We start from the raw sequence: 22848 nt of genomic DNA, 5'->3' as shown, positions 1-22848 counted from the left end.
TTATACACCTGCTGTCACTGAACTTAACAGTCCTCCGACTGCCGAAACTAAAAGCATAATAACAAACAGGACAATCGCGGAAGTCCAGGCCGCTTTTTTCGAAATGCCGCCTGTATAGCGAAGTCCCAAAGCGAGCAGAATATAGCTCCAGATGCTGAAAATGTCGAACGCGCTTAAAAAGACCGCGACGCCGTCTCCGGCCGGTATGACACTCGCCAAAGATGTTACGGCATACAATGAGCCCGCACCGGTAAAATAAGTAACAAGACCGTTAATAACTAAGCCGATATTGGTAATAAATGCCGTAAACAGACTGAGTGAGAGCATTTTTTTGTAAGTTGTCACGCCGCCTGAAATTTTAACGCACAGCCAGTAAATGAGCGGAACGATAAACAGAGCGATAATGCCCCCGAAGATTCCTCCGAACATCGAGCCGAATTTAGCGAAGGTTTTGGTCATTTCAATCTGATCATCCGTCAAACCGTCAAGAGATGAGCTGTTCAGCACTTCTTCATAATTCATCCCAAGCCCGCGCAAAATACTGCCGGCCGCGATAAGAATGATGACAATCAGGAGAGGAATGCCGATGACCGGCTTTTCTTTTAATCTTTTAAACTGCACAACAGGACTTGTAATGACGCCGAAAATTGACGGCTTTTCCGTTACTGCCGTATTGCTTTTTTCCAGGTTTGGTTCCATATTGCTGATGCCTCCTATGTATTATTCTGTTTATACGTACGCTTTAGGCTGAGAGAAGTTTCAATTTTTTTGCCGTTTGCGTATTTATGCTAAATTGTAACACAAATTCTCAGCTTTACGTTCCATAATTATGTAAAAAAAAGCATTGTCAGATCCGTGCGACGGGATGCTCAAAGCCTTGTGAAGGCACTGTCTTCAGCCTATTCATGCAGTCAAAACCAGCTCAATCGCAAATCCCTTTAAATCCCATTTAAATATTCTCTGGAATTCAGCGCCTATATACAAAAAAGCCGGATGGCAATGATGCACATCCGGCTCTTTTTTCACCCTCCGCTTACAGGAGGGATAAAGGCAATGGTATCACCTTCTGTTACGATGCTGTTGTCTTTTACATATGTTTCATTGATTGCGATCATGGCATTGTCAATCGTCTGAAGTCCGTACCGTTCCTTTAACAGTGTTTTTACAGCAGACGCCGCCGTCTCTTTTTCGTCAAGTTCAATGACCGGTGTTCCCGCCTGCTCCGCAAGCCCGGCAAACAATAATACTTTAATCATCGCGATTCCCCTTTATGCAAATCCGGTTTTCCGTTCGGATAGGGCGTTGTTTCCAGCTGATCGCCTATCCATTCTTCGCCGTCTTCCCAGATTTCTTTTTTCCATATCGGCACAATCTGTTTTATCCGTTCAATTGCATATTCATTCGCCTCATATGCCGCCTTTCTGTGCGGTGAAGACACGGCGATTACGACCGCTGCTTCTCCGATATCAAGGACGCCGACACGGTGAGTGATTGCAGCTTCGGCTCCTTCCCATTTCGCGCTGATTTCATCGCCGATTTGAGAAAGCATTTGAACAGCCATCGGTTCATACGCTTCATATTCGAGACGCACCGTCCGCCGTCCGGCAGTCCACTCTCTGACCGTGCCGATAAACGTTGTGATGGCGCCGGCTTCACGCTTTTCAACTTTTTTTACGATATTTTCCGCAATGATAGGTTCCCTTGTAATTTGAAAACGTTCCATTTATGCAGATTCCCCTTTCAGCTGCGAAAGCACAAACATCATGGCAGCCGGATCGTCCGCATGGAATACGGGCATGCCTGCATCTGCCGGCATATGCTCCGTATTTCTGCTGACAACCGCGATCACGCGCTCCAAATGCTTCAGCTTTTGCCAATCTTCGCTGTCTTTGATCATAATGATTTTCGGATGCGGCGCATGTTTAAATCCCTCTATGAGAAGACCGTCAATTCCCAGACATTCATACAGACTGATCAAACCCGCCAGATCCCATTTTTTTCGCGCCGTAAGCTGCAGGACGCCGTCCCCTTCTACTGCCGTAACCGCGGCTCCGGCTTTTGAAAAACGCTCCGAGTCTTTTCCGTCAGAAAAAGGTTCCGGTTCTCCGCCGTGTCCGTGATGTTTTAAACATCCAATATCGCACTCTTTCGGCGCCGCTTTCAGCACACGTTCAATAAACGTTGTTTTACCGCTGTTTTGAAAACCTACGATCTGGACGATCGGGAAAGAATTGACCACGGCCATTCACTTCCATTCTCATCACGGATGAGGAGCACGTGAACCGTCCGGCCCGCTTCATATCCCCTCGTTCCTCCCGGCAGAAGGATAAACGCGTTTGCTTCGGCTAGAGATGTGACTGAGCTTGATTTGTCGAGACCGACCGGTGACGCCATCATCTTTCCGTCCTTATGATAAACAAATGCCCTCACAAATCTCGTAAACGGATTCGGTTTCGGAAAGTCGTTTGTTAACACGGCTTCCGCCCATCCGGAATGAGGTTTTTCATTCAGAAGCCACGTCTGAATCATCGGTTTGACAAACAGGGTGAATCCGACATAACATGCGGACGGATTGCCTGAAAGGCCGAACAGCAGCATGTCATCGGCCCGGGCGACAGTTGTCACGCTTCCCGGGCGCATTGCCACTTTGTTAAAAAGAACTTCCGCTCCGAGCTTATTATAAATGTCTGGAAGAAAATCAAAATCGCCGACTGACACGCCGCCGGTCGTGATCAGAAAATCAACTTTTTTCATAGCTTCCTTCACCGCATCATAGCTGTCATCAAAATCATCGGAGATTTTCCCTAAGTTCAGCGGCACCGCGCCCGCTTCAATGACCTGGGCATACACCATCGCAGCGTTGCTGTTGCGGATTTTCCCCGGCTCAAGCGGATCGCTGACATGAAGAAGCTCGGTCCCCGTTGCGATAATGCCGACAACCGGCTTTCTGACCACGGGAACGGAAGCATAGCCGAAGGTTGCTAAAAGAGCGGTTACGCCCGGCGTGATTTTCGTCCCTTTTTTTAATAGCGAGCTGCCCTTTTTCGTATCTTCTCCTTGATATGAAATATTATCGCCCGCATGGAAAGGGCGTTTCACTGACATGTAATTCGTCCCGTTTTCAGAAAACGTTTTTGTCAGCTCAAGCATCACTACGGCATCCGCGCCTTTTGGAATCTGCGCCCCCGTCATAATGCGGACCGCTTCATAAGGGCCGAGTTTTTTTTCCGATACGGCGCCGGCTCCGATATGGTCAATGACTTCAAAGGTGACGGCATTGTCACGGGAAGCCGTTTTTGAATCGCTCGCCCTGATGGCAAACCCGTCATACGGGGAACGGTTAAAGGCCGGCACATCATGATCCGCCTTAACATCCTCCGCCAAATAGCGGTGGAGACTGTCCTCAAGCGCCACCCATTCGGTATCCCCCTGTTTTTTATACCGGCTCACCCGGCGGACTGCTTCGTCCACCTGAATCGGCGTTCTTTTTTCAAGCATAGCAATATCTCCCCTTCCTACAGTCCGATCACCCTGGCCAGAACTGAATTTGCTTCTTTTATATCGTTTGTACCGTGAATCAAAGCCCGTCCGTCCTGAAAAATAACGATTCTGAAGCGCTCATACGCCATGTGCAGCAGAAATTCATTTACTTCCACTTTACCGATCTGCTTCAGACGTTTGACAAGCTCTTCTTTATCCAGCCTCTTTAAGGCTTCCGATCTGATTTGAACGGTGTCTCTCCCGCACAGCACGCTTGCTTTCGGCCTGTTTTCAGGCTGCAGATACGGATATACGGGCTCCGCGCCGCAGGAAGGGCAATGATCCCGTTTGATCTGATCCACATTTATGCTCATATTGGTGTTATTCCACACGTCAAACGTGAAAAAGCGCCGATTTACCGCCGCATGATTTCCTGTCAGCAATTTCAGCGCCTCAGCCTGCTGATAAGCAGAGACGATATGAACCGCCGGAGGTATGATACCTGCTGTATCACATGTCGCTCCGCCCACGGGCATTTGCTCAAACAGGCAGGATAAACACGGCGTAACCCCCGGAATAATCGTCATGCACATTCCCTGACTGCTGACACAGGCCCCGTAAATCCAAGGTGTTTTCGTTTTCAGCGCCAGATCATTGATGACCATTCTCGTTTCAAAATTATCTGTCGCATCCACGATGCAATCCGCTTGTTCGATCAGCGGTTCGAGCGTTTCCGCCGTACCTTCCGCCGCGTAAGCATCGATATGTATATCACTGTTTACCGCCAAAAGACGCGCCTTGGCCGCCATTGCTTTCGGCAGGCGCTGTCTCGCGTCTTCTTCTGTATACAGCTGCTGTCTTTGTAAATTGCTCCATTCCACATAATCCCGGTCAATAATCGCCATACGGCCCGCTCCGGCTCTTGCCAGGCCCTCTGCCGCGGCTGTTCCGAGAGCTCCGGCTCCGACAATCAGGACACTGCTGTCAGCCAGCGCCTGCTGCCCTTTTTCCCCTATCGGCTTAAATCTTGTCTGCCGCGAATAGCGCTCTTCCATCTGTGTTGTCCCCTTGCATTTTTATTTCCATCATACCATGTTTCTTCCCGATCAGTCCTGATTTGAAGACTCGACATGCGCCAAAAGTCTGGTGTAATCGTCCTGTGTGTTGATATTAGCGAACTCCTCCGGACCGGCGCCGATGTCTTCAGCCTGCACATAACAGACAGACAGCCGTTTCAGCGTGTCTGTCATTTTCAGTTTGTTTTGTGTCAGCTGATCAAAAAGCACATCCTGCACCCGTTTATGGTAAACCGCCAAGAGGGGCTGCTCTCTGTTTTTACAAACCGGTATGACAGCGTCCAGATTTCCCGTCAGCTTCATTTCAAGCGCAGCCATCGTTTTTCTTGTCACGAGCGGCGTGTCACAGGATATGACCGTATATGTTTCGCCTTCCGTTTGTTTCATTGCCGTATATATGCCGGCAAGCGGGCCCATTTCCCGAAACCGCGGCTCATCGGCCAAAACATGCCGCTCTCTGTTTGATAAGAACTTTTTTATATGCTCAGGGCGGCTGATAATTACCGTTTCTCCGCCGCCGAAGGCTTTTTTCGCCTGTTCATAAAACATGCCGCCCTTCCACTTTGCAAAAGCTTTCGGTTCTCCGAATCTTCGGGAAGCTCCCCCTGCTAATATTACATTCACCCGTTTCATGTCATCTCTCTCCCATTCTATATAAAAGCATAGCAAACGCCTCAGCCGAAATACAATATTACGGTGCTTGTCTGTTTAATTAAGAGGAATAGCCGTTGATCCTTTCCCATATTGTAGTGTTAACATCATGAGGGAGATGGTTCTTATGAAAATATCCGGTCCGTTTTTCCACGACACTTCTCAAGAGAACCTTTACTTGAAATCCGAACTTTCCAGATGCAGAAAATTAATTTCAGAATTTGAAGCAAGCTACTTCCATCAAAAAAATAATAAGCTTCAGGAAGAAAACGCCAATATTAAAGAGCGGCTTCACAAGCTTTCTGACGAATTGGAAGCCATGGCTCAAAAACACAAACAGACAAGTGACACGGAACGTTCTTTGCATGAAATCAGAGCCGGGCTGCTCGATAAAATCGTCATTCTGCAAGAACTGCTTCAGCAGGAAACGTTTCGGCGGAAAAATGAGATGGAAGAAAAGCACCGTCTGCATCTTACAAATGTAAAATTTGAAGAAGAAAATAAAAACTTACATACCCGCATCCGCTCACTTGAGACCGCCATTCAAACTGAACGGACTTCTCACGAAGATATGAAACAGCGTTATCATGCCGCTGCAGACGAAAATACCCGGCTCCAAACACAAATGATAGAAAAAGAATACCAGCTTAAACATATTAAAATAGAAATTAATCATATGAGAGATCGAATACTAGAAACAAAAGAACGGCTTGTAGAAATAGAAAAAACGAAAGAAAAGTTATTTCAAGAAACCATTCTTTCGTATAAACGGCAGCTGGACGAAAGTGATGCTTGGATTGCCGGCCATTTTGCTGATATTGACAGCCGCACGGCGGAACCGGCGGAACAAGCTCTGGAAATCCCTTCTGTTTCCAAAGAGACTGTTCAGGCAGAAGACTTGCTTAAAGCCGTTACCGAACAAGTCATCTCCCTGCAAAAACAATTTGTACAATCAGAGTCCCGCGATCAGTCGTTTGATGAAAAACTGGATGCGTTGAAAGAACGTGCTGACGGCGAAAAGCCTTTCCAAAAATATGTCGTCAAGCTTGAAAAAAAGCCTGGAAAAGAGGCGTCACTTCCGCAGAATAAGCGGGAAAGCGCAAAAAAACTGCTTGAGTAACGCAAGCAGTTTTTACTGTTTTATTCAGCAGCCGTATCATTTGCCGTTTCTGCTGTTTCCTGAGAAATTTCTCCCTCAAGAATATATTGGCCGCGGTATGGTTTTTTCACTTCCGGATACATTTTAATTAAGCTTTGCATAAATGTTGTCATATTAGGAATTTCAAGGCCGCTTTCCTTTTCAATTTCCTTTTGCAGTTCGGAACTTTTAATCGCTGCATTGTGGCGTTTCAATGTTTTAATCGCTGCTTCGCGCAGTTTTGCCGCTTTTGATCCCGGTCTCGCCGTCCCTCTTCTTCTTCTTGTAGAACCGTCTGGAATGCCGGCAGGAAGAGACGTAATAGACTGCATCTGCGGCTGGGAGGATTGAGGCTGTGCCTGCGGCTTTTGATAGCTTCTCATTTCCTGTGCTGCAAGCTCTGCAAGCACCGGGAGAGAGTCACTTTTTTTCTCCGGACGAAACTCTTTTTTTGTATCGGACAGGCTGCCTGTATTGTCTAATTCTCTCAGTTTTGCATATATTTTATCACGTTCTATTTGATATTCACGAATGACTTTTACCTCTGCTTCGTTCAATTGTTCTAAACGTAAGCGCAGCGCTTCTCTTTCATTAAACATGTGTAAAACCCCCTGTCAAAAATTTAAACGCTTTTATTAAGATATTAGATTACAAAAGTAATTTTATCAACTATTATTTTATCATTTTACTATTTTATTTACTCTATGAAAAATTGCTTATTTTCTGAAAATGGTACTTTATATACAAAAATCCCTTATCATATAGGGGATTCTGGACAAAGTTCCAATTTATTCAACCATTTCAAAATATAACTTGAAATTACTTGTTTAATGAAAATTAGCGTGATATCTACAATTTTCGACTATAATATGTAAAAGATAATGATATCGATAAAACAAGCGGTACAGCGTGTTTACGGCTGTTTCTCTTATTTTAAAGCCGCACATGCCATATTGGAATTTTTTATCCAATAGGCACAAAAAAACCCTGTTACCTAAACGGCAAAGGGTTTGCAGAACCGAGACAATAGTCCGACGGAGATTGTCCCGATTACTCAGAAGCCTGCTCCGTTTCTGAAAGTACTCGGCTGACACGTTTTTCAAGCATTTTCATCCCGCCTCCTCCCGCTTGAAAATGGCGGAGCTGTCCGGTTTTATCGAAAAGGTAATAAGCCGGCACATATTCATTTTCACATGCTTCAGTCAGCGTATAATCGCTGTCGACGTAAATCGGCTGAGAGATATCGTGTTCAGCCGCTGTTTTCTTGATTTTCTCAAGGTCAAGATCGTCTTCGGAACGGGGCATGTGAACGGCCACCACATTCAGCTGATCTTTATATTTATCACGAAATTCGTTCATCTCAGGCATCGCTTCTTTACACATGCGGCAGCTGGCGGACCAGAAGTGAATCAGTGCCGGCTTTCCGCCGACCAGCTGTTCCTTCGTGACTTCTCTGTTAATCCATGCTTTAGCGCCTGTCAATTCAGGCATTTGCTGACGTAATTTCATCTTATTTCCCTCCTTATGAAAAAGGTTTTTTGCCGGGGCTTTCAGTTCCGCCGGGCAACGTTCTCCTGTTTTCCCTCCAAAGGATATGATTTGGCTGAATCACCATGTTAAAATGAGTGTGGCGATTCCTTAGTTCATATCTTCACAAAAATGATGATATTGAAACCGGGCAATATGAACAAATCATAAATGAAATAACTGGTTTCTATTAAAAGGTTTATCTTATTTTAAAAACGGGTATATCACTTTTAGCTTTTTCTGCAATAGACTTGAAAGGAAGACACACTATGATTGATTTAAAACACTTTGACTGGGCCGGGCTTCTCACATCTGCCGGGATTTTCATCATAAAGCTGGCTCTCATTATTTTAGCGTACTTTATTTTCCGGACGGCAGGAAAAAAGCTGATCAAGCATCTGTTTCAGAAATTCGAGCAACAAAACAACCTCTCCACAGGCCGCGCTTATACTTTGCGAAGCCTCGCGCTTAATGTATATGGATACATCCTGATTTTCGTTTTTATCGTAATGATTTTGGATTTATTTCACTACAATCCGAGCGCTCTCATTGCCGGCGCCGGCGTGGTCGGTCTCGCAGTCGGCTTCGGGGCTCAGGGGCTTGTCAGTGACATCGTCACCGGATTTTTTATCCTTTTGGAAAAACAGATCGACGTCGGCGATTATATTACGGTTGCCGGCTACAGCGGCATTGTCGAGCAGGTCGGTCTCCGTACGACGCAAATCCGGAGCTTTGACGGCACGCTTCACTATCTTCCCAACCGGGGCATTACGAATGTGAGCAACCATTCCCGCGGAACGATGCAGGCGCTTGTCGATATTAAAGTGCCGCTTGAAAAAAATCTTGATGAAACCATTCAAATCCTGCAAACCGCGTGTGACAAAGCAGCCGCTGAGCTCCCGCAGATTAAGGAAGGGCCAGACGTCATCGGGGTTCAGGATTTAAGCTCGTCAGAAATGGTGATCAGAATCATTGCCAAAACAGAAAATATGGAGCAATGGCGGGTTGAACGCGTACTGCGGAGAGAAATGAAAATCGCGCTCGACCGTTTTAAAAACGCCGCTTCCGCCGAATAGAAAAACCGAAGCGTAAGCTTCGGTTTTTTCTTTTTAATGAAATTTTTTTTCCACTTCGCTGCAGATTTCGTCGGCGGTCATTCCGGAAGCCGTAATGACGGGAGCCTGAGTTGACGTATCGGCAATTCCTTGGACATTGCTGTCAAGTCCGGTTACGACACAGCAGTCACAATTCTTCGCATCCTCAGGAGTCTTCATCATCACTACGTCATATCCCTTTTGTTTTAACGCCTGTTCTACATCCGATAAAGATTGTTCAATTCCAATTTTTTTCGTCATATTGAACACCTCCGTTATGTAGAATGCTCAATTTTTGTTAGATTATTCTTCTTTTCGGATTTAATTGGCATACTTCGAAAAATATCCGACCATGACATTTACCGCGGTTTCCATCGCATCTTCATCCGGGTTCAGCTTGGCGTGATGAAGCCCGTGGGATGAATCGGCCCCCAGCCAGAACATAAAGCCGGGATATTTTTTCAGCATATATCCGAAATCTTCTCCGGTCATCGCTTCTTTCGCCGTTCTCACTTCAGCAAGCTGATGATCGCTGACAAATTGCATAAATTCTTCGGTCAGGCCGCTTGTATTATAAACTTGATGATAAATGGACGGATACGTGACTTTTCCTTTGCATCGGAAGCCGATTTCAATTCCTTTGACAAGCTCTTCAATCCGCTTTTTCACCATACGCATTGATTCCTCGGAAAGCGTCCGGATAGTTCCCTCCAGATGAGCATGCTCTGCGATGATATTTTGCGCCGTGCCCCCCGTAATCGTTCCGACAGTTATCACAGCGCTGTCAAGCGGATCCGTATTTCTGGATATGACCGTTTGCAGCTGCGTGACAAGCGTGCTCGCGGCGACGACCATGTCGTCTGCTGTATGCGGATATGCCGCATGCCCGCCTTTCCCCTCAAGATCGATGACGAGTTCGCTCGTATTGGCAAACAGCAATCCGCTTTTGGTGGAAATTGTGCCTACAGGAAGCTCAGGTGCTATATGGAGAGCGGTAATCAAATCCGGCGTCCATTTTTTCAGCACATCGCTTTCAAGCATCGGTTCCGCTCCGCCCGGTCCTTCTTCAGCCGGCTGGAATAAAAAGAGCAGATCATGTTTGACGGGATGATGGACAAAATGATCAATAATGCCGAGCGCGATGGTCATGTGCATATCGTGGCCGCATGCGTGCATAAAACCGGGGTGTTCAGATGCAAACGGAAGCCCCGTCTGCTCTTCAATCGACAGAGCGTCTATATCCGCTCTGTAGGCGAGCATTTTTTCCGGAGCCGTGCCGTTGACTTTGACAAAGATGCCGGTTCTCCAAGTTTCGATTTCAATTCTTTCCTCCGGATATTGGTTCAATAGATTCAGCAGGTACTGTTGGGTTTTATATTCCTGAAAGCCGATCTCCGGAATGCGGTGCAGATCTCTTCGGATGGCAATGAGCCGCTCTTTTTCCATATGTATTCCTCCTTGAGATAAGAATAAGGCGTGGATTTTATCATCCACGCCCATTCTATCAAACCATTCCTTACAGCTGGCGTAATTCCTGTTTGATTTCTGTTTTGCCTTTTGTTTTTTCATCAATATCTTTGATTTTTTTCGCAGGTGTTCCCGCTACAACGGTATATGGCTCGACGTCATTTACAACGATGGCTCCGGCAGCGACAACCGCGCCTTTACCGATTGTTACGCCTTCAAGCACAACCGCATTTGCGCCAATCACAACGTCGTCTTCCACGACTACAGGCTTAGCGCTAGGCGGCTCAATAACGCCCGCTAATACAGAACCCGCTCCGATGTGGCAGTTTTTGCCGACAGTCGCACGTCCGCCGAGAACAACGTTCATATCAATCATCGTACCTTCGCCGATGACTGAACCGATATTAATAGACGCACCCATCATGATAACGGCATTGTCGCCGATTTCGACTTGGTCGCGGATAATAGCGCCGGGCTCGATTCTCGCTTTAACATCTTTTAAATCAAGCATCGGGATCGCAGAGTTGCGGCGGTCATTTTCAATGACGTAATCCTCAATTTTGTCTTTGTTTTCTTCGATTGCGCTTTTAATTTCAGCCCACTCGCCAAAAACGACGCCGGATTGGCCGTTCAGGAATGTTTTAGCGGAATCGCCAAAGCTGATTCCTTCAAGATCGCCTTTTACATACACTTTTACAGGCGTTGATTTTGTACTATTTTGAATAAATGAAATAATTTCATTTGCATCCATCATTTTCATATGTATTGTCCTCCTCTGATTTTCTACCTCATTACTGTAACAAAGGAAGGATACAAAGACAAGAAAAAAAGGAACAAGCCTTTATTCTGCCGGCTGGCTGCACAGCGCGGCAAACTGTCTTCCGAATTCCCGGAGCTCTTCTTCCTCACTGCCCTCAGGGTTGTTTTCAATTTTGACCGACGGCAGCACCACCCGCCCGCCGCGGGTTTTGATTACTTTTTCCAATTCGTCAACCGCCCCGCAAAAAAACTCATAGGACGTATCTCCGGAACCGAACAAAGCAAATGTTTTTCCCGTAAACTCCAGGTTTTCCATATCTTCAGCAATATCGAGCATTTCATCAGGAAGATCCCCGTCTCCCCACGTATATGTGCCTAATAAAATATACTCGTAATCATTAAAAAGTTCGGCATGAAGATCCATCGCTTCATATCTGTCTACGGATGCTTGTGCTTCGATCAGCCCTTTTTCAATTAAATCCGCCATCGCCTCGGTGTTTCCTGACATTGTAGCGTAAACAAGCAATACATTCCCCATCTTCGTCTCTCCTTTATGCATAAAAACTAATGTGCGAGCCGTACCGCCTCATACGGTCTGACAAACTTACTTTCGTAAAGGCCCGCGCAAAAAAAGTTTTCTTCCCGGTTGGCCACCCGCCATCCGTGACCGCGGATCGTATCAAACCACTTTAATTCACCGGCGGCGAGATCAGCTTGATAAATACGCGAAAATCCGTTTTCGTCCTGTGACGATGTGACATAAATAATCCCGTTATCCTCAGAAACGTCGAGAAATGATTTTTCCCGTACGGCGGGCCCGGCTGTAATGGCAAACTCCTCTTGCGTCCGCACGTTTCGGACGGCAACCTCGCCCCGTTCTCCCTTTGCCGCGCCCTTTACTGCAATGAGCCAGTCATTCTGATACATCATCATTGAAGCCGTCATGCGCTGCCTTTCGCGGCTTATACGCCGGATGCGTTCTTCCTTCAGATCATACGCCCAAATGCCGCCATGATTCATATGAATCCGGGTGCCGATATAAATCGTCTGACCGTGTAAACAAAGCGAACGGATGACAGGCGGCTCCTTTAATTGTGAAAAGGGCTTAGCCACATGCCAAGTGACGCCGAAATCATCAGATAAGTAGAGGCAGTATGTGCCGTGGGCACAGACAAACCCGTTATTCCGCCCGGCAACGGCCCATACGGAGGCGCTGGTCGGAAACCGGGACGCCGTCCAAGTCTTTCCCTGATCGGCTGATCTGAGGACGGCGCCTTTTTCTCCAGCCGCGAATATGTAGGGCCCTATGTAAGTCAGCACATGAATTCTGCTTTTCACTTGGAACAGTCTTTTCCAGCCTTCTTCCGCCGAAAAATGAAAAATACCTTCGCCTTTCACTGCGACAAAAAATCCCGAAGATACTGATGCCATGACAGCCGTCGCGCCTTTATGAAACATGGCACCGGTCTCCGTGGTGAGCGGCCCATGCAAGAAAACCGCGGACAAATTCTTTGCAGCATTCTTGATCTTCAGCCGTCTCGGGCGCCAGCTCAATTTTCAGCGTTTCCGGATATAAATTGGCTCCGGCCTGTTCAAACGCATCGCAAAACAGCGTGACCGCTTCGCAAAACTTCGGGTAGGCGTGATCGCCTGAACCGAAACAGGCCGTTTTCAGTCCGTTGAGCTGGCTGTGCAGAATATCTTCGTAAAAATCTTCCGCTTCGTAAGGAAGATCACCGTCCCCCCATGTGTACGTGCCGACAAAAACATAATCATACGCTTCGAGAGAATCCGCATCTGCTTCGTCCATGTCGAGACAGTCAACTGCTATCTGATGCCCGCTCAGTGTTTCTTTTATAATGCCGGCAATATCCTCTGTATTCCCCGACATGCTTGCGTATATCATTAATGCTTTCTGCATATGATCACCTCGTAATTGATAATGATTTTCATTAACATATATAACACTTTAAATGATAATGATTTTCATTGTCAATAAAAAATAAAAAAAAGACAGCATGATTGCTGTCTTTCTAAAATGGGCGTTCCTGCTTCAGCATATCTTTAATGACAGAAACAAAAGCCTGCACTTGTTTTAATTCAAATGCCGGCTCATATCCGAGCAGCCATGTGTCACGGCCGATCGGATGGTCCTTTGTATCAAGCAGGGGCATTTTATTTACTTTGTCTTCCTCTTCCAAGGTGACTGACGGCAGAATGGCATAACCGATCCCGTGCAGCGCCATCTGCTTGCACGTTTCAATCTGATCGACAAGGATGGTCTGTTTCGGCGAGGTTTTGAATTTTTGATGCCACCAATGCTGAATTTCCTGAAAATATGTACTGTCACTTTTGAATTGGATAAACGGCCGATCGGTATGGGCTATATCATCAATACAGGAAATTTCCGTATCAACCAAATATAAATGATCGGTCATTAAATAATCTTTCCGGCCTTTCCATTCAGGATTTCCCCGGATAATGCCGATATGTACCTGATCTTCATACAGACTTTTCAGCATTTCGCTGCTCCACCCTGTAATGAGAGAGACCTTTGCATTCGGATAACGCTCCACATATGTTTTTAACACTTTCGGAAGCCAGTGCTGCCCGATAATGGAGGCGACGGCAAGCTTTAATGTGCCGTGAATCTCACCCTCAAGTTCATCAATGTTTTCTCTGATTCTTTCTTGCCGATCCGTGACGTCATTTGCAAATTGTATGATTTTTTCTCCTGCCGGCGTTACCGTAAGTCCTTTTTGAGATCTTAGAAAGATCTTTGTTCCCCAGGCTTTTTCAATGGTCTGCAATCGCTGGGACAGAGCCGGCTGTGACACGAATAACCGTTCGGCAGCCTTCCTCATGTTTAATTCCTCAGCTAAAACTACGAGCATATGAAGCTCTTGAAGCTGCATGTCGTCCTCCTTTTCAATGCCTTTCGTATTTCTTATCTACCATTCTAATAAAATAAAGGCTGCCGAGGCAAGCGCCACTCATATGTATGCGTTTTCTTTTTCCGGCATGCAAAAGAACAAATAGGCTGATCGTGCGAGCCTACTTATTCAATGATCTGATATGACTGCTCAACTGTTTTAACACGACTCTTCTCGTGAAAATGCCTTCAAAGACGCCTTCATCATTTTCAACGCAGACAAAGCCGTTGTTAATGACCATGCTGAACCCTTTGATAATCGGATCATTGATGTGGAGACGGGGAATGTCTTTCAGCATGACTTCCTCAACCGTAATTTGGTCCAGCTTCTCAAACTCGATCCGTTCAAGTCCGAAAATGCTGTTCATAATCATATTTGTCCCGATCAAACCGTGCAGACGGTACGAAGCGTCGAGGACGGGAATGGCGGTATAGCCGGTTTTCGTCAGCACTAATAGAGCATGTTCAAGGTTGTTTCCGACTTGAACGTGCGCCACTTTATCCGCCTCGATCATAAATTGTCCGACTGTTGCATCAAGAAGCTGATCTGATTGTAAGCTAATCATGTCACTTCGACCCCTTTACATTTTTCATCAAAGCATGTATTCCCTATATTGCAATAATATAAACATTATCATTTTTTGTCGAAAAGTTTCCGTCAATAAAAAAGATACTCTTTGCAATCGAGTATCAATTTATAGGCCGCTGATTAATTTTCGTTCCGAAAACGGTCATAGAGCGTTACGAGTTTTTTATAAGTGGTTCCATCGACGCTTTTTGACCCTGCTTCTATATCGTTGATTTCGCTGGTCAAAAGCTCAATGGCATATTCTTGATTGATCAGGATATTCAGCAGAAGTTTCTGTTCTTCTTCCGTAAATCGTTCACCGATAAGACTCATACGTAATCAGGCCCCCTATTTTTAACTGAATACCTCCGAAAGCAATGTGAAATTTGCTTTCAGCTCTACCGCTAGAATAAGTAAACAGAAAAAAATCGTCAACCGCATAATTCGACATTTTGCGGATTCTGTATGAAATATTATTTTGTGTAACGATTGGCATAACTGAATGCTGTGCAGGAATCGGGCTTGATTTTCGCTTCAATGCCCATCGAGGTAATGCGGCCGGTCATTTCTTGTATCAATTCTTTTGTCAGCCCTTTTTGACCGATATCCAGATGCACTTCAAATGAAAGATCCGCCCCTTCGTCCGCAAAAGGCAAGAGCAAATCTGTCAGTTCCATAAGACGGCCGTCGAGGATATGCGCAGCCATCTCCTGGCTGAACGCGGTTTCCAGCGAAATTTTTTCGTGAAGGCTATGTATCGGTCTTGCAAGATCATGATTTTTCAAACAGCCCCAAGCTCCCTTGCCTGTACGGTGCAAGTGTATAGCCGTAATAAACTTTGTGAAGTCGCGGTAAACTTGTGAATCAGTCCCTACAGACAGCACGTATGCTGAACGGGGGTCTTTATTGACAAAGCGTTTCAGCCGCTCCGTCACGTCTTGAAAGGTCATCTGTGCCTCAGAAAGATTATAAAACAGAAAAGAATCAGCCATGTACGGACACTCCTCTTTCCAGAGTCTACAACCAAACGAACAAGCACGTTCCTTTGCATAATTTAATAAAGCTCCGCTTGCGGAAGACCGGAAGCTTGGTCAGCCTGAAAAATCAAATCAAATTACTGAAGGAGCTCAAAAATTTCAATAGAAATCATGTCAATGTTATCAAACGGATATGTGTTAGGTTTTTCACCTTTTTGGAAAACCGTCAGTTCAAACGTTTGATTTTTTTCGAAATATTTAACACTGCAAATTTTTTCGCCGTTAACTTCAAAATAACGCTGCATCGGCTCGTTAGCCGCTTCCGCTGTTTCTTGCAGACTTTGCAGCCGCGTGATGATACCCATTAATTGTGACATTCTAAAAAAAGACTCCTTTCAAAAAACAACTTCAAATCAACAAGTATTTATTATAATACAAGTTCTACAGAGCATCATACCATAAAGTAGACCGGGATGGCATTTTCCCGCTGGATTTTCAAAAAGAAATAAACGGGAAAACCGTGTTTTCGAATAGTTTGAAGCTTTTTTCGGAATGTCATACACCTTTCAAAAATAATTTTTCGCTTTTTGAGCCGCCATTATCAGATGTATGTAAGGAGAAGCCCTTTTATGAGGAGACAGCATAAAAAAACTTGGCGGGGGTAGCGCCAAGTTTTTTCGGATCTTGATCTGATAGAGGGGTTGGGGAACAGAGAGTAACTTCTCTCTATAACTAAATGATAATGATTATCAGTATCATTGTCAATCGTTTTTTAAAACTTTTTTCAAATGAACAAAAAAAGCGGCATACAGCAGCCGCTTTAAAGTAACCCGTCCTGTTCATATAAATAAGAGTAAGGCAGATCGATAAATAAATACATATTGTCATCCATCGGGTATGAAAAGGTTCTGATCATCTCACCTGTCTCAATATCACTGTACAGGTCACTGAAAAAGCCTTTTCTTGAATTCCGCATCTTCATGATATTTTCTAAAAAGTACGGACGCCAGCTCCAGTTTTTCTCCATGTATTCAGGCTGATAAAGCCATTCGCCGGACTGCTTGAACACATTTCCCGTCAGCTGATAGCCTTCTTCATCACACATATAAATTCTGAAACAGCAGTCCGTCAGGTTTTCCGCCAGTTTTTTAATAAACTCATCGTCCGCCTGATGGGTTTTCTTCAGCTCGGAAACTGCCTGATTGACCCGCTTATAAAAATTCTCAGAGTGTTCATATACCGTTTCCAGCTTCTTTTTTTCTCTCGTAATAAATCGCTGAAACTCCGTTTTCAAGCGTGCTTTTAACAGGCTCCGGTCTATAAAATCCCCGCTCGGCGCCTGCAGATAATAGCCTTGAAAAAATCGGCCTCCGTTTCTCCATGCGTACTGGAGCTGGAAATCAGCTTCTATATCTTCATACAGCAGCGCGGCGCCGATTTTTCTCGCCAGCAATGAAATGCTGTACAGCACATGCTCATATGATGGTGACGGCTGAGATACCTTCAGCGCCTGCAAATCTATTTTCAGAAGGTCCGGTGAAAGGAGCGCGATTCTGTCCAGGTTGCTGCTCTCCTTACCTATATTGTCCACCGCTATTTTAATGCCGTATGTACGATAGTAGGCAAGCATATGGTACAGCTGTTCAATGTCGCCTTCGAAATTGTGCTCGGTGATCTCAAGCACAATACGGTTCAATTCAATGCCCTGCTCTTCGTATTCTTTCAAAAGCTCAAGAAAGCTTTCGCCGTGGTCAAGCATCAATACATTCGCATCCTGATTGATAAAAATCAACAGATCACGGTCAGCTTCTTTAAACCGCTCCAGCGCCTGCCTGATGACTCTGTCATCGACCTCAAGCTTATATTCTTCCGGAATGCCGGAATCTAAGAAAAACGGCCCGAGGCTCTCAATCTCCGCATCTGCCAAAATCCGCCCAAGCACTTCGTAGCCTACGACTCTTTGTTCCTCAGCGTTAAAAATCGCTTGGTAATACGGAATGACATCATCAATATTCGTCAGTATATCAAGTGGGTCCAACATGTTATCACCTGCTTCTCTATCTTTGTCTGATTATACACAATTATATCAGCACCACAAATGTTTAGATTAGGGGAAAAGGAGGCAGTATGGCCGCAGCTTAAAATAAAAGGGGGACATTTTTAAGATCACTCTTCAGACCGGTTAATTAAGGACGTTATTCATTTGTTTCACAATCACAAATAAAAGGATAAATATAAGAGCATTATAACCGGCAGCTGTCCAAAAATAATGGCTCCAATCAGTTCTGTTATATATCCAATCATCCTCATGTTCCAACTGAAAGAAAGTTCCTTTTTTATCTAAAGTGCCAAATGTAAGAGTTGTTAACCCGCCAACACTCTCGGAAACGTCAACTCCATACATTGAACCGGCATGATCAGTATGATGTATTGGCATATACGTATAATCAGATAAAATTGTTTCCGCCAGCTTAGTTGGCAGAGACACATATAATACAGCCGATGTATCGCCTCCGAGCCCACTCAAATACTCCCTGGCTTTAATAAATTTCGTTTCATCAGGAAAATCGATGTGATATAGCTTTTCAAATCTGATTATTTCATCAGATGTAAGATTGGTATTTTGATAATACTCCGGAGTAAAAGCACAAATAATAAAGTACCAAATATTAAAGATGATAACGAAACTGCTTACAAATAGTACAACGAACCATTTTAATAATTTCTTCAATTAATCGCCCCTTAATCTTTCAAAATTATATCATAATTTTGAATAGAAAATAAAACAAGCGAACGGCGGCTTTAACGTTCGCTTGTTTTGCAAAATAATCAATATATGAAAAATTAAAACGGATAAGGATTCAGCCATTGACCCCCGTCCATTGTGATACAATCCCCGTTTATATAGGACGCTTCATCAGATAGCAAAAACGCTGCCAACGCGGCGATTTCTTCCGGTGTGCCCAGCCGGCCGAGCGGCACACTGTTCATAGTGCGGGACACCGCTTTTTCCGATTCAAACAGCTTCTCCGCACCCCCTGTCCGTTCAATCGGGCCTGGGGCTATCGCGTTTGTGCGGATGCCGTATTTGCTCCCCCATTCAACGGCCAGCGTTCTTGTCAGTGACAATACCCCCGCTTTGGCTGCAGCGGAATGAACGACACCCGCTCCCGCTCCCCATGCGTATGTAGCGGCCATATTTAAGATGACGCCCTTCTGCTCCTGCTCGATCCAATGCCTTGCCGCTGCTTGGCTGCAGAAAAATGTGCCGTTTAAAACAATCTCAATAACAGCTTTCCATCCATTGGGTGTCAGCTTCTCTGCCGGGCAAATAAAGTTGCCGGCCGCATTGTTAATCAGCGCATCGAGCCGGCCAAAGACTTTTTTCGCTTCTGTAATCATGTCTGAAGCGGCGGAATCAGAACGGACATCCATTTGAAAACAGGCGACCTGCCCCTCAAAGGTCTCAATTTCTTTTTTTGTTTCCTCAAGTGCTTCATGGTTCCTCCCTGTCACCATGACGTGCCATCCTAATTCAGCCTGTTTTTTCGCCATTGCTTTTCCCATGCCGCTTGAACCGCCTGTAATGATTACCGCTTTCTTATCCATAACAAACCCACCCCTTTTTATTGAATGAATAATCATTCATAATTTTATCACAGATGTCTTTCCGCGTCATTACATGCTGAGAAGGGATTTTTCAGCCAAGCTGATGATATAATAGAACAACTCTGACAAAGGTTGGTTTTACATATGGAGAAAATGACCAGAAGAACATTTTTAAAAAGAGGATTCGGCATTTTGGGTACAGCTCTCGCAATGGCTTGCGGAGGTTACGGCTATGCCCGGTATATTGAACCGCGCATGATTGAGATCACCCGGCATACAATCACCAGCCGCCTGATCCCCCGCGGTTTTGACAATTTTAAAATCGTTCAATTCAGCGATACGCATCTCAGTGATGTGTTTACATCCGGTGACTTGAATAAAGCAGCGGAAAAGATCAATCAGCTGAAACCCGATCTGCTCATCTTTACGGGAGATTTAATTGATAAGCCGCATTTATTTAATGATCACCAGCATGCACTCGCCGTGCTGCAAAATCTTGAAGCTCCCTTCGGCAAACTTTGTGTTTACGGAAACCATGACCACGGAGGCTACGGTACGAACACGTACAAGGCTCTGATGGAAGCGGCTGATTTTCAAGTGCTTCGAAACGGCTACCGTCAGGTGCAGCTGACAGATGGAAGCCGGATTGAATTCGCGTTTTTGGATGATGTAATGCTCGGAAAACCCGATTATGAAGGCACCCTGTCACGCCTTTCCGAAGATGCGTTTTCCATTTTAATCGTCCACGAGCCTGATGCCGCTCTCAAGATAGGCGGATATCCCGTAAACCTCCAGCTGTCGGGACACACTCACGGCGGCCAGGTCCAGCTCCCGTTTTTCGGCCCTCTTATTACGCCTCCTTACGGAAAAACGTATACCGACGGCATGTATACGCTGCATGACACAGGCGTTTACGTCAATCGCGGGCTCGGTACGACAAGACTGCCGTATCGATTTTTAGCCAGACCGGAAATCACGCTGTTCACATTGAAAACCGAGCAAAAATAAGACTTTTATCCTGATGCACAGACACCCCCTCCGTAATATGTATATGGAAAAGAGCAAAAAGGAGGGTGATGAAACTGCTGACATATCAAGTGAAACAAGGAGAAACCATCTCAAGCATTGCGCAAGACTTCAGAATAAGCACTGCTGCTCTCCTTCAGGCAAATCCCTCAATCCAATCGGTCATATACGCGGGACAGCATATTATCATACCGAATCTTCCCGACCCATCCACCATTCCCTACTCCATCATCGTGTATATCGGAGCGAAGAAACTGGAGTTATACCGCCTTGGCAGGCTCATCCGTACGTATCCCATCGCAGTCGGAAAAATATTGACGACCACGCCGACCGGAGAATTTTACATCGTGAACCGCCAGCCTAAGCCCGGCGGCCCGTTCGGCGCTTATTGGCTCAGCCTCTCTAAAATTCATTACGGCATTCACGGAACAAATAATCCTTCCTCCATCGGCAAAGCGGTATCAAAAGGATGCATCCGGATGTATAATCAGGACGTCACTGAACTTGCCGCTGCCGTTCCTAATGGAACAAGGGTGACTATTATAAGATAGAAAGATCTTATTTGTTAATGGAACGAGCTGATGATAATATATTACAGTGGGACCTTTAGGGTAAGGAGCGTGTTTATGGATATATTTAAAAATCGCAATTTTGTCCGTCTCTTTTTCGCAGCACTCGCTTCTCAAATGGGAACGACTGTAGGTAATATGGCTTTCGCTTTTTACTTGCTGGACCATTTTTCAAACCAGCCGGCATACACGACTTTGGCTGAGCTGATGTATTCACTGCCGACAGTTTTCGTATTTCTGATTGTCGGTGTCGCAGCTGACCGGCTTGACAGGAAAAAGGTCGCAGAGAATTGTGACTGGATCAGAGCCGGACTGACGATCGTATTGTTTGCCGCATTATACACCGGGAGCATCCCTCTCGTGTTCTGTATTTTGTTCATCAGAAGCGCCGTGACCAAGTTCTTTTTCCCGGCGGAAGCCAGCCTTGTACAAGCTATTCTGCCTAAGGAGCATTACGCGAAAGCGGCGGGACTTAACCAGATCCTGTTCAGCATCTTCATGGTTTTCGGCGTCGGTATAGGCGCGTTTATGTATAAAACGATCGGTATTCACGGAGCCATTATCCTTGATTTTGTCAGCTTTATTGTATCAGGCTTTCTGATCCGCGCGTGCCGCATTCCGAAAGAAGCCCGTCAGCCGAACGGCCCTTTTAAATGGGGAGATTCGTTTCTGAAAGACTCGGTCGCTGATTTTAAGGAAGGGATCGTATATATTGTTAAAAACAAATTGCTTGCTTCCCTTATTTTCGGCTTTTTTATCTTTGGTTTTGTCAACGGCGGCTTTGCCGTACTGCCGATGTTTACGATGAAATACGGACTTGCGCCTGATCATTACGAATCACATACTTCCATCTTCACCGTCGCACTCGGCTTCGGCCTGCTTGCAGGAAGTGTGATCGGAACGATGATCGCAAAAAAAGTCAAACCGCATCATTTGATGTCGATTCCTATTTTGGCAGCCGGACTGCTCATTTTTGTCCTCGGCTATACGGATAAGCTGTGGATTTATTATATGGCGGCTTTCGTCCTCGGCATGTGCATCGGCCCTGTCAATATCGCCATCGGCGGCTGGATGCCGAAAATCGTTCATCCGAAAATAATGGGCCGGGTCAGCGGCTGGCAGGACCCTTTTATGATGTTTGCCCAATCGATTACACTCGGACTGGTCGCCCTGTTATTTCCGAAATTCGTTACCAATATTGATTACCTTTATTACGGCATGGGAATCGTGATTTTAGCGGTATTTGTGTTCTATTTTATCGCTCTTCCGAAATACAGCGCCGAGGCAGCAGAGATCGATGTGCAACAATCATTAAAGGCTGATTCTGAAAAACATGCAAAACCTGTCTAATAAAGGAAAAAGATGCGCCCTTTTCATCAGAAAAAGGCGTATTTTTATAATCAATATTTGCATTTCAACGCTAAAAAAGTATAATCTATATATGAACTTGATCAATGCAAAGGAGAGAAATAATGGACGACCACGCTTATTCGAAAGAGCTGCAGCCAACCATCGAGAATCTTTCAAAAGCTGTTTATACTGTGAACCGCCATGCAAAAACCGCCCCCAACCCTAAATACCTTTATCTGCTGAAAAAACGGGCATTACAAAAGCTTGTGAAAGAAGGCAAAGGGAAAAAAATAGGGCTTCACTTTTCAAATAATCCCAGGTTTAGCCAACAGCAGTCAGACGTACTTATCTCTATCGGAGACTACTATTTTCACATGCCTCCAACAAAAGAAGACTTCCAGCATCTTCCGCATTTAGGTACGTTAAATCAATCGTACCGCAATCCTAAAGCACAAATGTCTTTGACAAAAGCGAAAAACGTATTGCAAAAATATGTGGGCTTAAAGGAAAAACCGCTTGCCGCCAACAGGCAGCAGCCCGCTTATCATAAACCCGTATTTAAAAAACTTGGTGAGAGTTATTTTTAATTCCGCCGCAAAAAAAGCCGATGCGTCATGCATCGGCT

Annotated in this window: 29 protein-coding genes; 6 read left to right on the top strand and 23 right to left on the bottom strand. The window is 45.3% G+C overall.

Features of this window, described 5'->3' with window-relative positions; genetic code table 11:
- The 7 genes from NYE36_RS07645 to NYE36_RS07615 all read right to left on the bottom strand — a co-directional run bounded on the left by NYE36_RS07645 (position 1) and on the right by NYE36_RS07615 (position 5189).
- Positions 1-699 (bottom strand): Yip1 family protein, encoded by a 699-nt coding sequence (locus tag NYE36_RS07645; RefSeq protein WP_015417378.1) that lies wholly within the window; start codon positions 697-699, stop codon positions 1-3.
- Between the two features lie 323 nt (positions 700-1022).
- Positions 1023-1256, bottom strand: coding sequence for a molybdopterin converting factor subunit 1 (gene moaD / locus NYE36_RS07640; RefSeq protein ID WP_007409633.1), 234 nt, complete (start codon positions 1254-1256; stop codon positions 1023-1025).
- Complete coding sequence (locus NYE36_RS07635; protein ID WP_007409632.1) at positions 1253-1723, bottom strand: molybdenum cofactor biosynthesis protein MoaE; 471 nt, start codon at positions 1721-1723, stop codon at positions 1253-1255. Before NYE36_RS07635 ends, moaD begins: the two co-directional genes overlap by 4 nt.
- A complete protein-coding gene (mobB, locus tag NYE36_RS07630) occupies positions 1724-2245 on the bottom strand; it encodes a molybdopterin-guanine dinucleotide biosynthesis protein B (protein WP_007409631.1) in 522 nt (173 codons plus the stop codon). It abuts the gene before it with no gap.
- Positions 2206-3498: a gephyrin-like molybdotransferase Glp gene (gene glp, locus NYE36_RS07625; RefSeq protein ID WP_033574615.1), complete on the bottom strand. Its 1293-nt coding sequence runs from the start codon at positions 3496-3498 to the stop codon at positions 2206-2208. The genes mobB and glp overlap by 40 nt, the downstream gene beginning before the upstream one ends.
- 17 nt (positions 3499-3515) lie before the next feature.
- Positions 3516-4535 carry a molybdopterin-synthase adenylyltransferase MoeB gene (locus NYE36_RS07620; RefSeq protein WP_094032403.1) on the bottom strand — a complete coding sequence of 340 codons (1020 nt, stop codon included), beginning with the start codon at positions 4533-4535 and terminating at the stop codon, positions 3516-3518.
- Positions 4536-4586: 51 nt separating this feature from the next.
- A complete protein-coding gene (locus NYE36_RS07615; protein WP_094032402.1) occupies positions 4587-5189 on the bottom strand; it encodes a molybdenum cofactor guanylyltransferase in 603 nt (200 codons plus the stop codon).
- Between the two features lie 145 nt (positions 5190-5334).
- Between NYE36_RS07615 and NYE36_RS07610 the strand changes: the two genes are divergently transcribed.
- Complete coding sequence (locus NYE36_RS07610; protein WP_012117448.1) at positions 5335-6327, top strand: hypothetical protein; 993 nt, start codon at positions 5335-5337, stop codon at positions 6325-6327.
- Between the two features lie 20 nt (positions 6328-6347).
- On the opposite strand, the gene rok is transcribed toward NYE36_RS07610, so the two are convergent.
- Positions 6348-6944: a transcriptional regulator Rok gene (gene rok / locus NYE36_RS07605; protein ID WP_012117447.1), complete on the bottom strand. Its 597-nt coding sequence runs from the start codon at positions 6942-6944 to the stop codon at positions 6348-6350.
- A gap of 451 nt (positions 6945-7395) precedes the next feature.
- Positions 7396-7854: a redoxin domain-containing protein gene (locus tag NYE36_RS07600; RefSeq protein ID WP_094032401.1), complete on the bottom strand. Its 459-nt coding sequence runs from the start codon at positions 7852-7854 to the stop codon at positions 7396-7398.
- A gap of 287 nt (positions 7855-8141) precedes the next feature.
- Between NYE36_RS07600 and NYE36_RS07595 the strand changes: the two genes are divergently transcribed.
- Complete coding sequence (locus NYE36_RS07595) at positions 8142-8948, top strand: mechanosensitive ion channel family protein (RefSeq protein ID WP_025649509.1); 807 nt, start codon at positions 8142-8144, stop codon at positions 8946-8948.
- A gap of 33 nt (positions 8949-8981) precedes the next feature.
- On the opposite strand, the gene NYE36_RS07590 is transcribed toward NYE36_RS07595, so the two are convergent.
- The 14 genes from NYE36_RS07590 to fadH form a co-directional block, all read right to left on the bottom strand.
- Positions 8982-9227: a YkuS family protein gene (locus tag NYE36_RS07590; RefSeq protein WP_003154596.1), complete on the bottom strand. Its 246-nt coding sequence runs from the start codon at positions 9225-9227 to the stop codon at positions 8982-8984.
- Between the two features lie 60 nt (positions 9228-9287).
- Positions 9288-10412 carry an N-acetyldiaminopimelate deacetylase gene (locus tag NYE36_RS07585; protein WP_094032400.1) on the bottom strand — a complete coding sequence of 375 codons (1125 nt, stop codon included), beginning with the start codon at positions 10410-10412 and terminating at the stop codon, positions 9288-9290.
- Between the two features lie 70 nt (positions 10413-10482).
- Positions 10483-11193, bottom strand: a complete 711-nt coding sequence (gene dapD / locus NYE36_RS07580) for a 2,3,4,5-tetrahydropyridine-2,6-dicarboxylate N-acetyltransferase (RefSeq protein WP_007409623.1) — start codon at positions 11191-11193, stop codon at positions 10483-10485.
- Between the two features lie 81 nt (positions 11194-11274).
- Positions 11275-11730: a flavodoxin gene (locus NYE36_RS07575; protein WP_033574618.1), complete on the bottom strand. Its 456-nt coding sequence runs from the start codon at positions 11728-11730 to the stop codon at positions 11275-11277.
- A gap of 26 nt (positions 11731-11756) precedes the next feature.
- On the bottom strand, positions 11757-12650 hold the full coding sequence (locus NYE36_RS07570; RefSeq protein ID WP_094032399.1) for a sialidase family protein: 894 nt from the start codon (positions 12648-12650) through the stop codon (positions 11757-11759).
- Positions 12640-13113, bottom strand: coding sequence for a flavodoxin (locus tag NYE36_RS07565; protein ID WP_012117440.1), 474 nt, complete (start codon positions 13111-13113; stop codon positions 12640-12642). The genes NYE36_RS07570 and NYE36_RS07565 overlap by 11 nt, the downstream gene beginning before the upstream one ends.
- Positions 13114-13225: 112 nt before the next feature.
- The gene (gene ccpC, locus NYE36_RS07560; protein WP_007611101.1) at positions 13226-14107 is read right to left on the bottom strand and encodes a transcriptional regulator CcpC; all 882 of its coding nucleotides are present in this window, start codon (positions 14105-14107) and stop codon (positions 13226-13228) included.
- Positions 14108-14246: 139 nt separating this feature from the next.
- Positions 14247-14690 (bottom strand): cyclic-di-AMP-binding protein CbpB, encoded by a 444-nt coding sequence (cbpB, locus tag NYE36_RS07555; RefSeq protein WP_003154608.1) that lies wholly within the window; start codon positions 14688-14690, stop codon positions 14247-14249.
- Positions 14691-14833: 143 nt separating this feature from the next.
- Complete coding sequence (gene abbA, locus NYE36_RS07550; protein WP_007409618.1) at positions 14834-15025, bottom strand: antirepressor AbbA; 192 nt, start codon at positions 15023-15025, stop codon at positions 14834-14836.
- Between the two features lie 140 nt (positions 15026-15165).
- Positions 15166-15684 carry a ribonuclease H-like YkuK family protein gene (locus NYE36_RS07545; RefSeq protein WP_144463978.1) on the bottom strand — a complete coding sequence of 173 codons (519 nt, stop codon included), beginning with the start codon at positions 15682-15684 and terminating at the stop codon, positions 15166-15168.
- Between the two features lie 122 nt (positions 15685-15806).
- The gene (locus tag NYE36_RS07540) at positions 15807-16046 is read right to left on the bottom strand and encodes a DUF1797 family protein (protein WP_003154613.1); all 240 of its coding nucleotides are present in this window, start codon (positions 16044-16046) and stop codon (positions 15807-15809) included.
- Between the two features lie 443 nt (positions 16047-16489).
- The gene (locus NYE36_RS07535) at positions 16490-17710 is read right to left on the bottom strand and encodes an EAL-associated domain-containing protein (RefSeq protein ID WP_122503879.1); all 1221 of its coding nucleotides are present in this window, start codon (positions 17708-17710) and stop codon (positions 16490-16492) included.
- 141 nt (positions 17711-17851) lie between these two features.
- Positions 17852-18400 carry a hypothetical protein gene (locus NYE36_RS07530; protein ID WP_031378778.1) on the bottom strand — a complete coding sequence of 183 codons (549 nt, stop codon included), beginning with the start codon at positions 18398-18400 and terminating at the stop codon, positions 17852-17854.
- A 113-nt stretch (positions 18401-18513) separates the two neighbouring features.
- Positions 18514-19278 (bottom strand): 2,4-dienoyl-CoA reductase, encoded by a 765-nt coding sequence (gene fadH, locus NYE36_RS07525; protein ID WP_003154618.1) that lies wholly within the window; start codon positions 19276-19278, stop codon positions 18514-18516.
- Positions 19279-19422: 144 nt separating this feature from the next.
- On the opposite strand from fadH, the gene NYE36_RS07520 reads away from it, so the two are divergent.
- The 4 genes from NYE36_RS07520 (at position 19423) to NYE36_RS07505 (ending at position 22810) form a co-directional block, all read left to right on the top strand.
- On the top strand, positions 19423-20286 hold the full coding sequence (locus NYE36_RS07520; protein WP_007409612.1) for a metallophosphoesterase: 864 nt from the start codon (positions 19423-19425) through the stop codon (positions 20284-20286).
- A 74-nt stretch (positions 20287-20360) separates the two neighbouring features.
- Entirely contained in the window at positions 20361-20855 is a 495-nt protein-coding gene (locus tag NYE36_RS07515) for a L,D-transpeptidase family protein (protein WP_095284082.1), read from the top strand.
- Positions 20856-20930: 75 nt separating this feature from the next.
- Positions 20931-22223: an MFS transporter gene (locus NYE36_RS07510; RefSeq protein ID WP_032868138.1), complete on the top strand. Its 1293-nt coding sequence runs from the start codon at positions 20931-20933 to the stop codon at positions 22221-22223.
- A 122-nt stretch (positions 22224-22345) separates the two neighbouring features.
- On the top strand, positions 22346-22810 hold the full coding sequence (locus NYE36_RS07505; protein WP_003154622.1) for a YkyB family protein: 465 nt from the start codon (positions 22346-22348) through the stop codon (positions 22808-22810).
- Positions 22811-22848 lie beyond the last annotated feature (38 nt).

Source organism: Bacillus sp. FSL R5-0593, assembly GCF_038603755.1.
Taxonomy (GTDB): domain Bacteria; phylum Bacillota; class Bacilli; order Bacillales; family Bacillaceae; genus Bacillus; species Bacillus velezensis.
This window is presented reverse-complemented; position numbering and strand designations above follow the sequence as displayed.

Bases quoted from the DNA above. Each gene is read 5' to 3' on its own strand.
- NYE36_RS07645 (WP_015417378.1), bottom strand. From the start codon at position 699: ATGGAACCAAACCTGGAAAAAAGCAATACGGCAGTAACGGAAAAGCCG.
- moaD (WP_007409633.1), bottom strand. From the start codon at position 1,256: ATGATTAAAGTATTATTGTTTGCCGGGCTTGCGGAGCAGGCGGGAACA.
- NYE36_RS07635 (WP_007409632.1), bottom strand. From the start codon at position 1,723: ATGGAACGTTTTCAAATTACAAGGGAACCTATCATTGCGGAAAATATC.
- mobB (WP_007409631.1), bottom strand. From the start codon at position 2,245: ATGGCCGTGGTCAATTCTTTCCCGATCGTCCAGATCGTAGGTTTTCAA.
- glp (WP_033574615.1), bottom strand. From the start codon at position 3,498: ATGCTTGAAAAAAGAACGCCGATTCAGGTGGACGAAGCAGTCCGCCGG.
- NYE36_RS07620 (WP_094032403.1), bottom strand. From the start codon at position 4,535: ATGGAAGAGCGCTATTCGCGGCAGACAAGATTTAAGCCGATAGGGGAA.
- NYE36_RS07615 (WP_094032402.1), bottom strand. From the start codon at position 5,189: ATGAAACGGGTGAATGTAATATTAGCAGGGGGAGCTTCCCGAAGATTC.
- NYE36_RS07610 (WP_012117448.1), top strand. From the start codon at position 5,335: ATGAAAATATCCGGTCCGTTTTTCCACGACACTTCTCAAGAGAACCTT.
- rok (WP_012117447.1), bottom strand. From the start codon at position 6,944: ATGTTTAATGAAAGAGAAGCGCTGCGCTTACGTTTAGAACAATTGAAC.
- NYE36_RS07600 (WP_094032401.1), bottom strand. From the start codon at position 7,854: ATGAAATTACGTCAGCAAATGCCTGAATTGACAGGCGCTAAAGCATGG.
- NYE36_RS07595 (WP_025649509.1), top strand. From the start codon at position 8,142: ATGATTGATTTAAAACACTTTGACTGGGCCGGGCTTCTCACATCTGCC.
- NYE36_RS07590 (WP_003154596.1), bottom strand. From the start codon at position 9,227: ATGACGAAAAAAATTGGAATTGAACAATCTTTATCGGATGTAGAACAG.
- NYE36_RS07585 (WP_094032400.1), bottom strand. From the start codon at position 10,412: ATGGAAAAAGAGCGGCTCATTGCCATCCGAAGAGATCTGCACCGCATT.
- dapD (WP_007409623.1), bottom strand. From the start codon at position 11,193: ATGAAAATGATGGATGCAAATGAAATTATTTCATTTATTCAAAATAGT.
- NYE36_RS07575 (WP_033574618.1), bottom strand. From the start codon at position 11,730: ATGGGGAATGTATTGCTTGTTTACGCTACAATGTCAGGAAACACCGAG.
- NYE36_RS07570 (WP_094032399.1), bottom strand. From the start codon at position 12,650: ATGTTTCATAAAGGCGCGACGGCTGTCATGGCATCAGTATCTTCGGGA.
- NYE36_RS07565 (WP_012117440.1), bottom strand. From the start codon at position 13,113: ATGCAGAAAGCATTAATGATATACGCAAGCATGTCGGGGAATACAGAG.
- ccpC (WP_007611101.1), bottom strand. From the start codon at position 14,107: ATGCAGCTTCAAGAGCTTCATATGCTCGTAGTTTTAGCTGAGGAATTA.
- cbpB (WP_003154608.1), bottom strand. From the start codon at position 14,690: ATGATTAGCTTACAATCAGATCAGCTTCTTGATGCAACAGTCGGACAA.
- abbA (WP_007409618.1), bottom strand. From the start codon at position 15,025: ATGAGTCTTATCGGTGAACGATTTACGGAAGAAGAACAGAAACTTCTG.
- NYE36_RS07545 (WP_144463978.1), bottom strand. From the start codon at position 15,684: ATGGCTGATTCTTTTCTGTTTTATAATCTTTCTGAGGCACAGATGACC.
- NYE36_RS07540 (WP_003154613.1), bottom strand. From the start codon at position 16,046: ATGTCACAATTAATGGGTATCATCACGCGGCTGCAAAGTCTGCAAGAA.
- NYE36_RS07535 (WP_122503879.1), bottom strand. From the start codon at position 17,710: ATGTTGGACCCACTTGATATACTGACGAATATTGATGATGTCATTCCG.
- fadH (WP_003154618.1), bottom strand. From the start codon at position 19,278: ATGGATAAGAAAGCGGTAATCATTACAGGCGGTTCAAGCGGCATGGGA.
- NYE36_RS07520 (WP_007409612.1), top strand. From the start codon at position 19,423: ATGGAGAAAATGACCAGAAGAACATTTTTAAAAAGAGGATTCGGCATT.
- NYE36_RS07510 (WP_032868138.1), top strand. From the start codon at position 20,931: ATGGATATATTTAAAAATCGCAATTTTGTCCGTCTCTTTTTCGCAGCA.
- NYE36_RS07505 (WP_003154622.1), top strand. From the start codon at position 22,346: ATGGACGACCACGCTTATTCGAAAGAGCTGCAGCCAACCATCGAGAAT.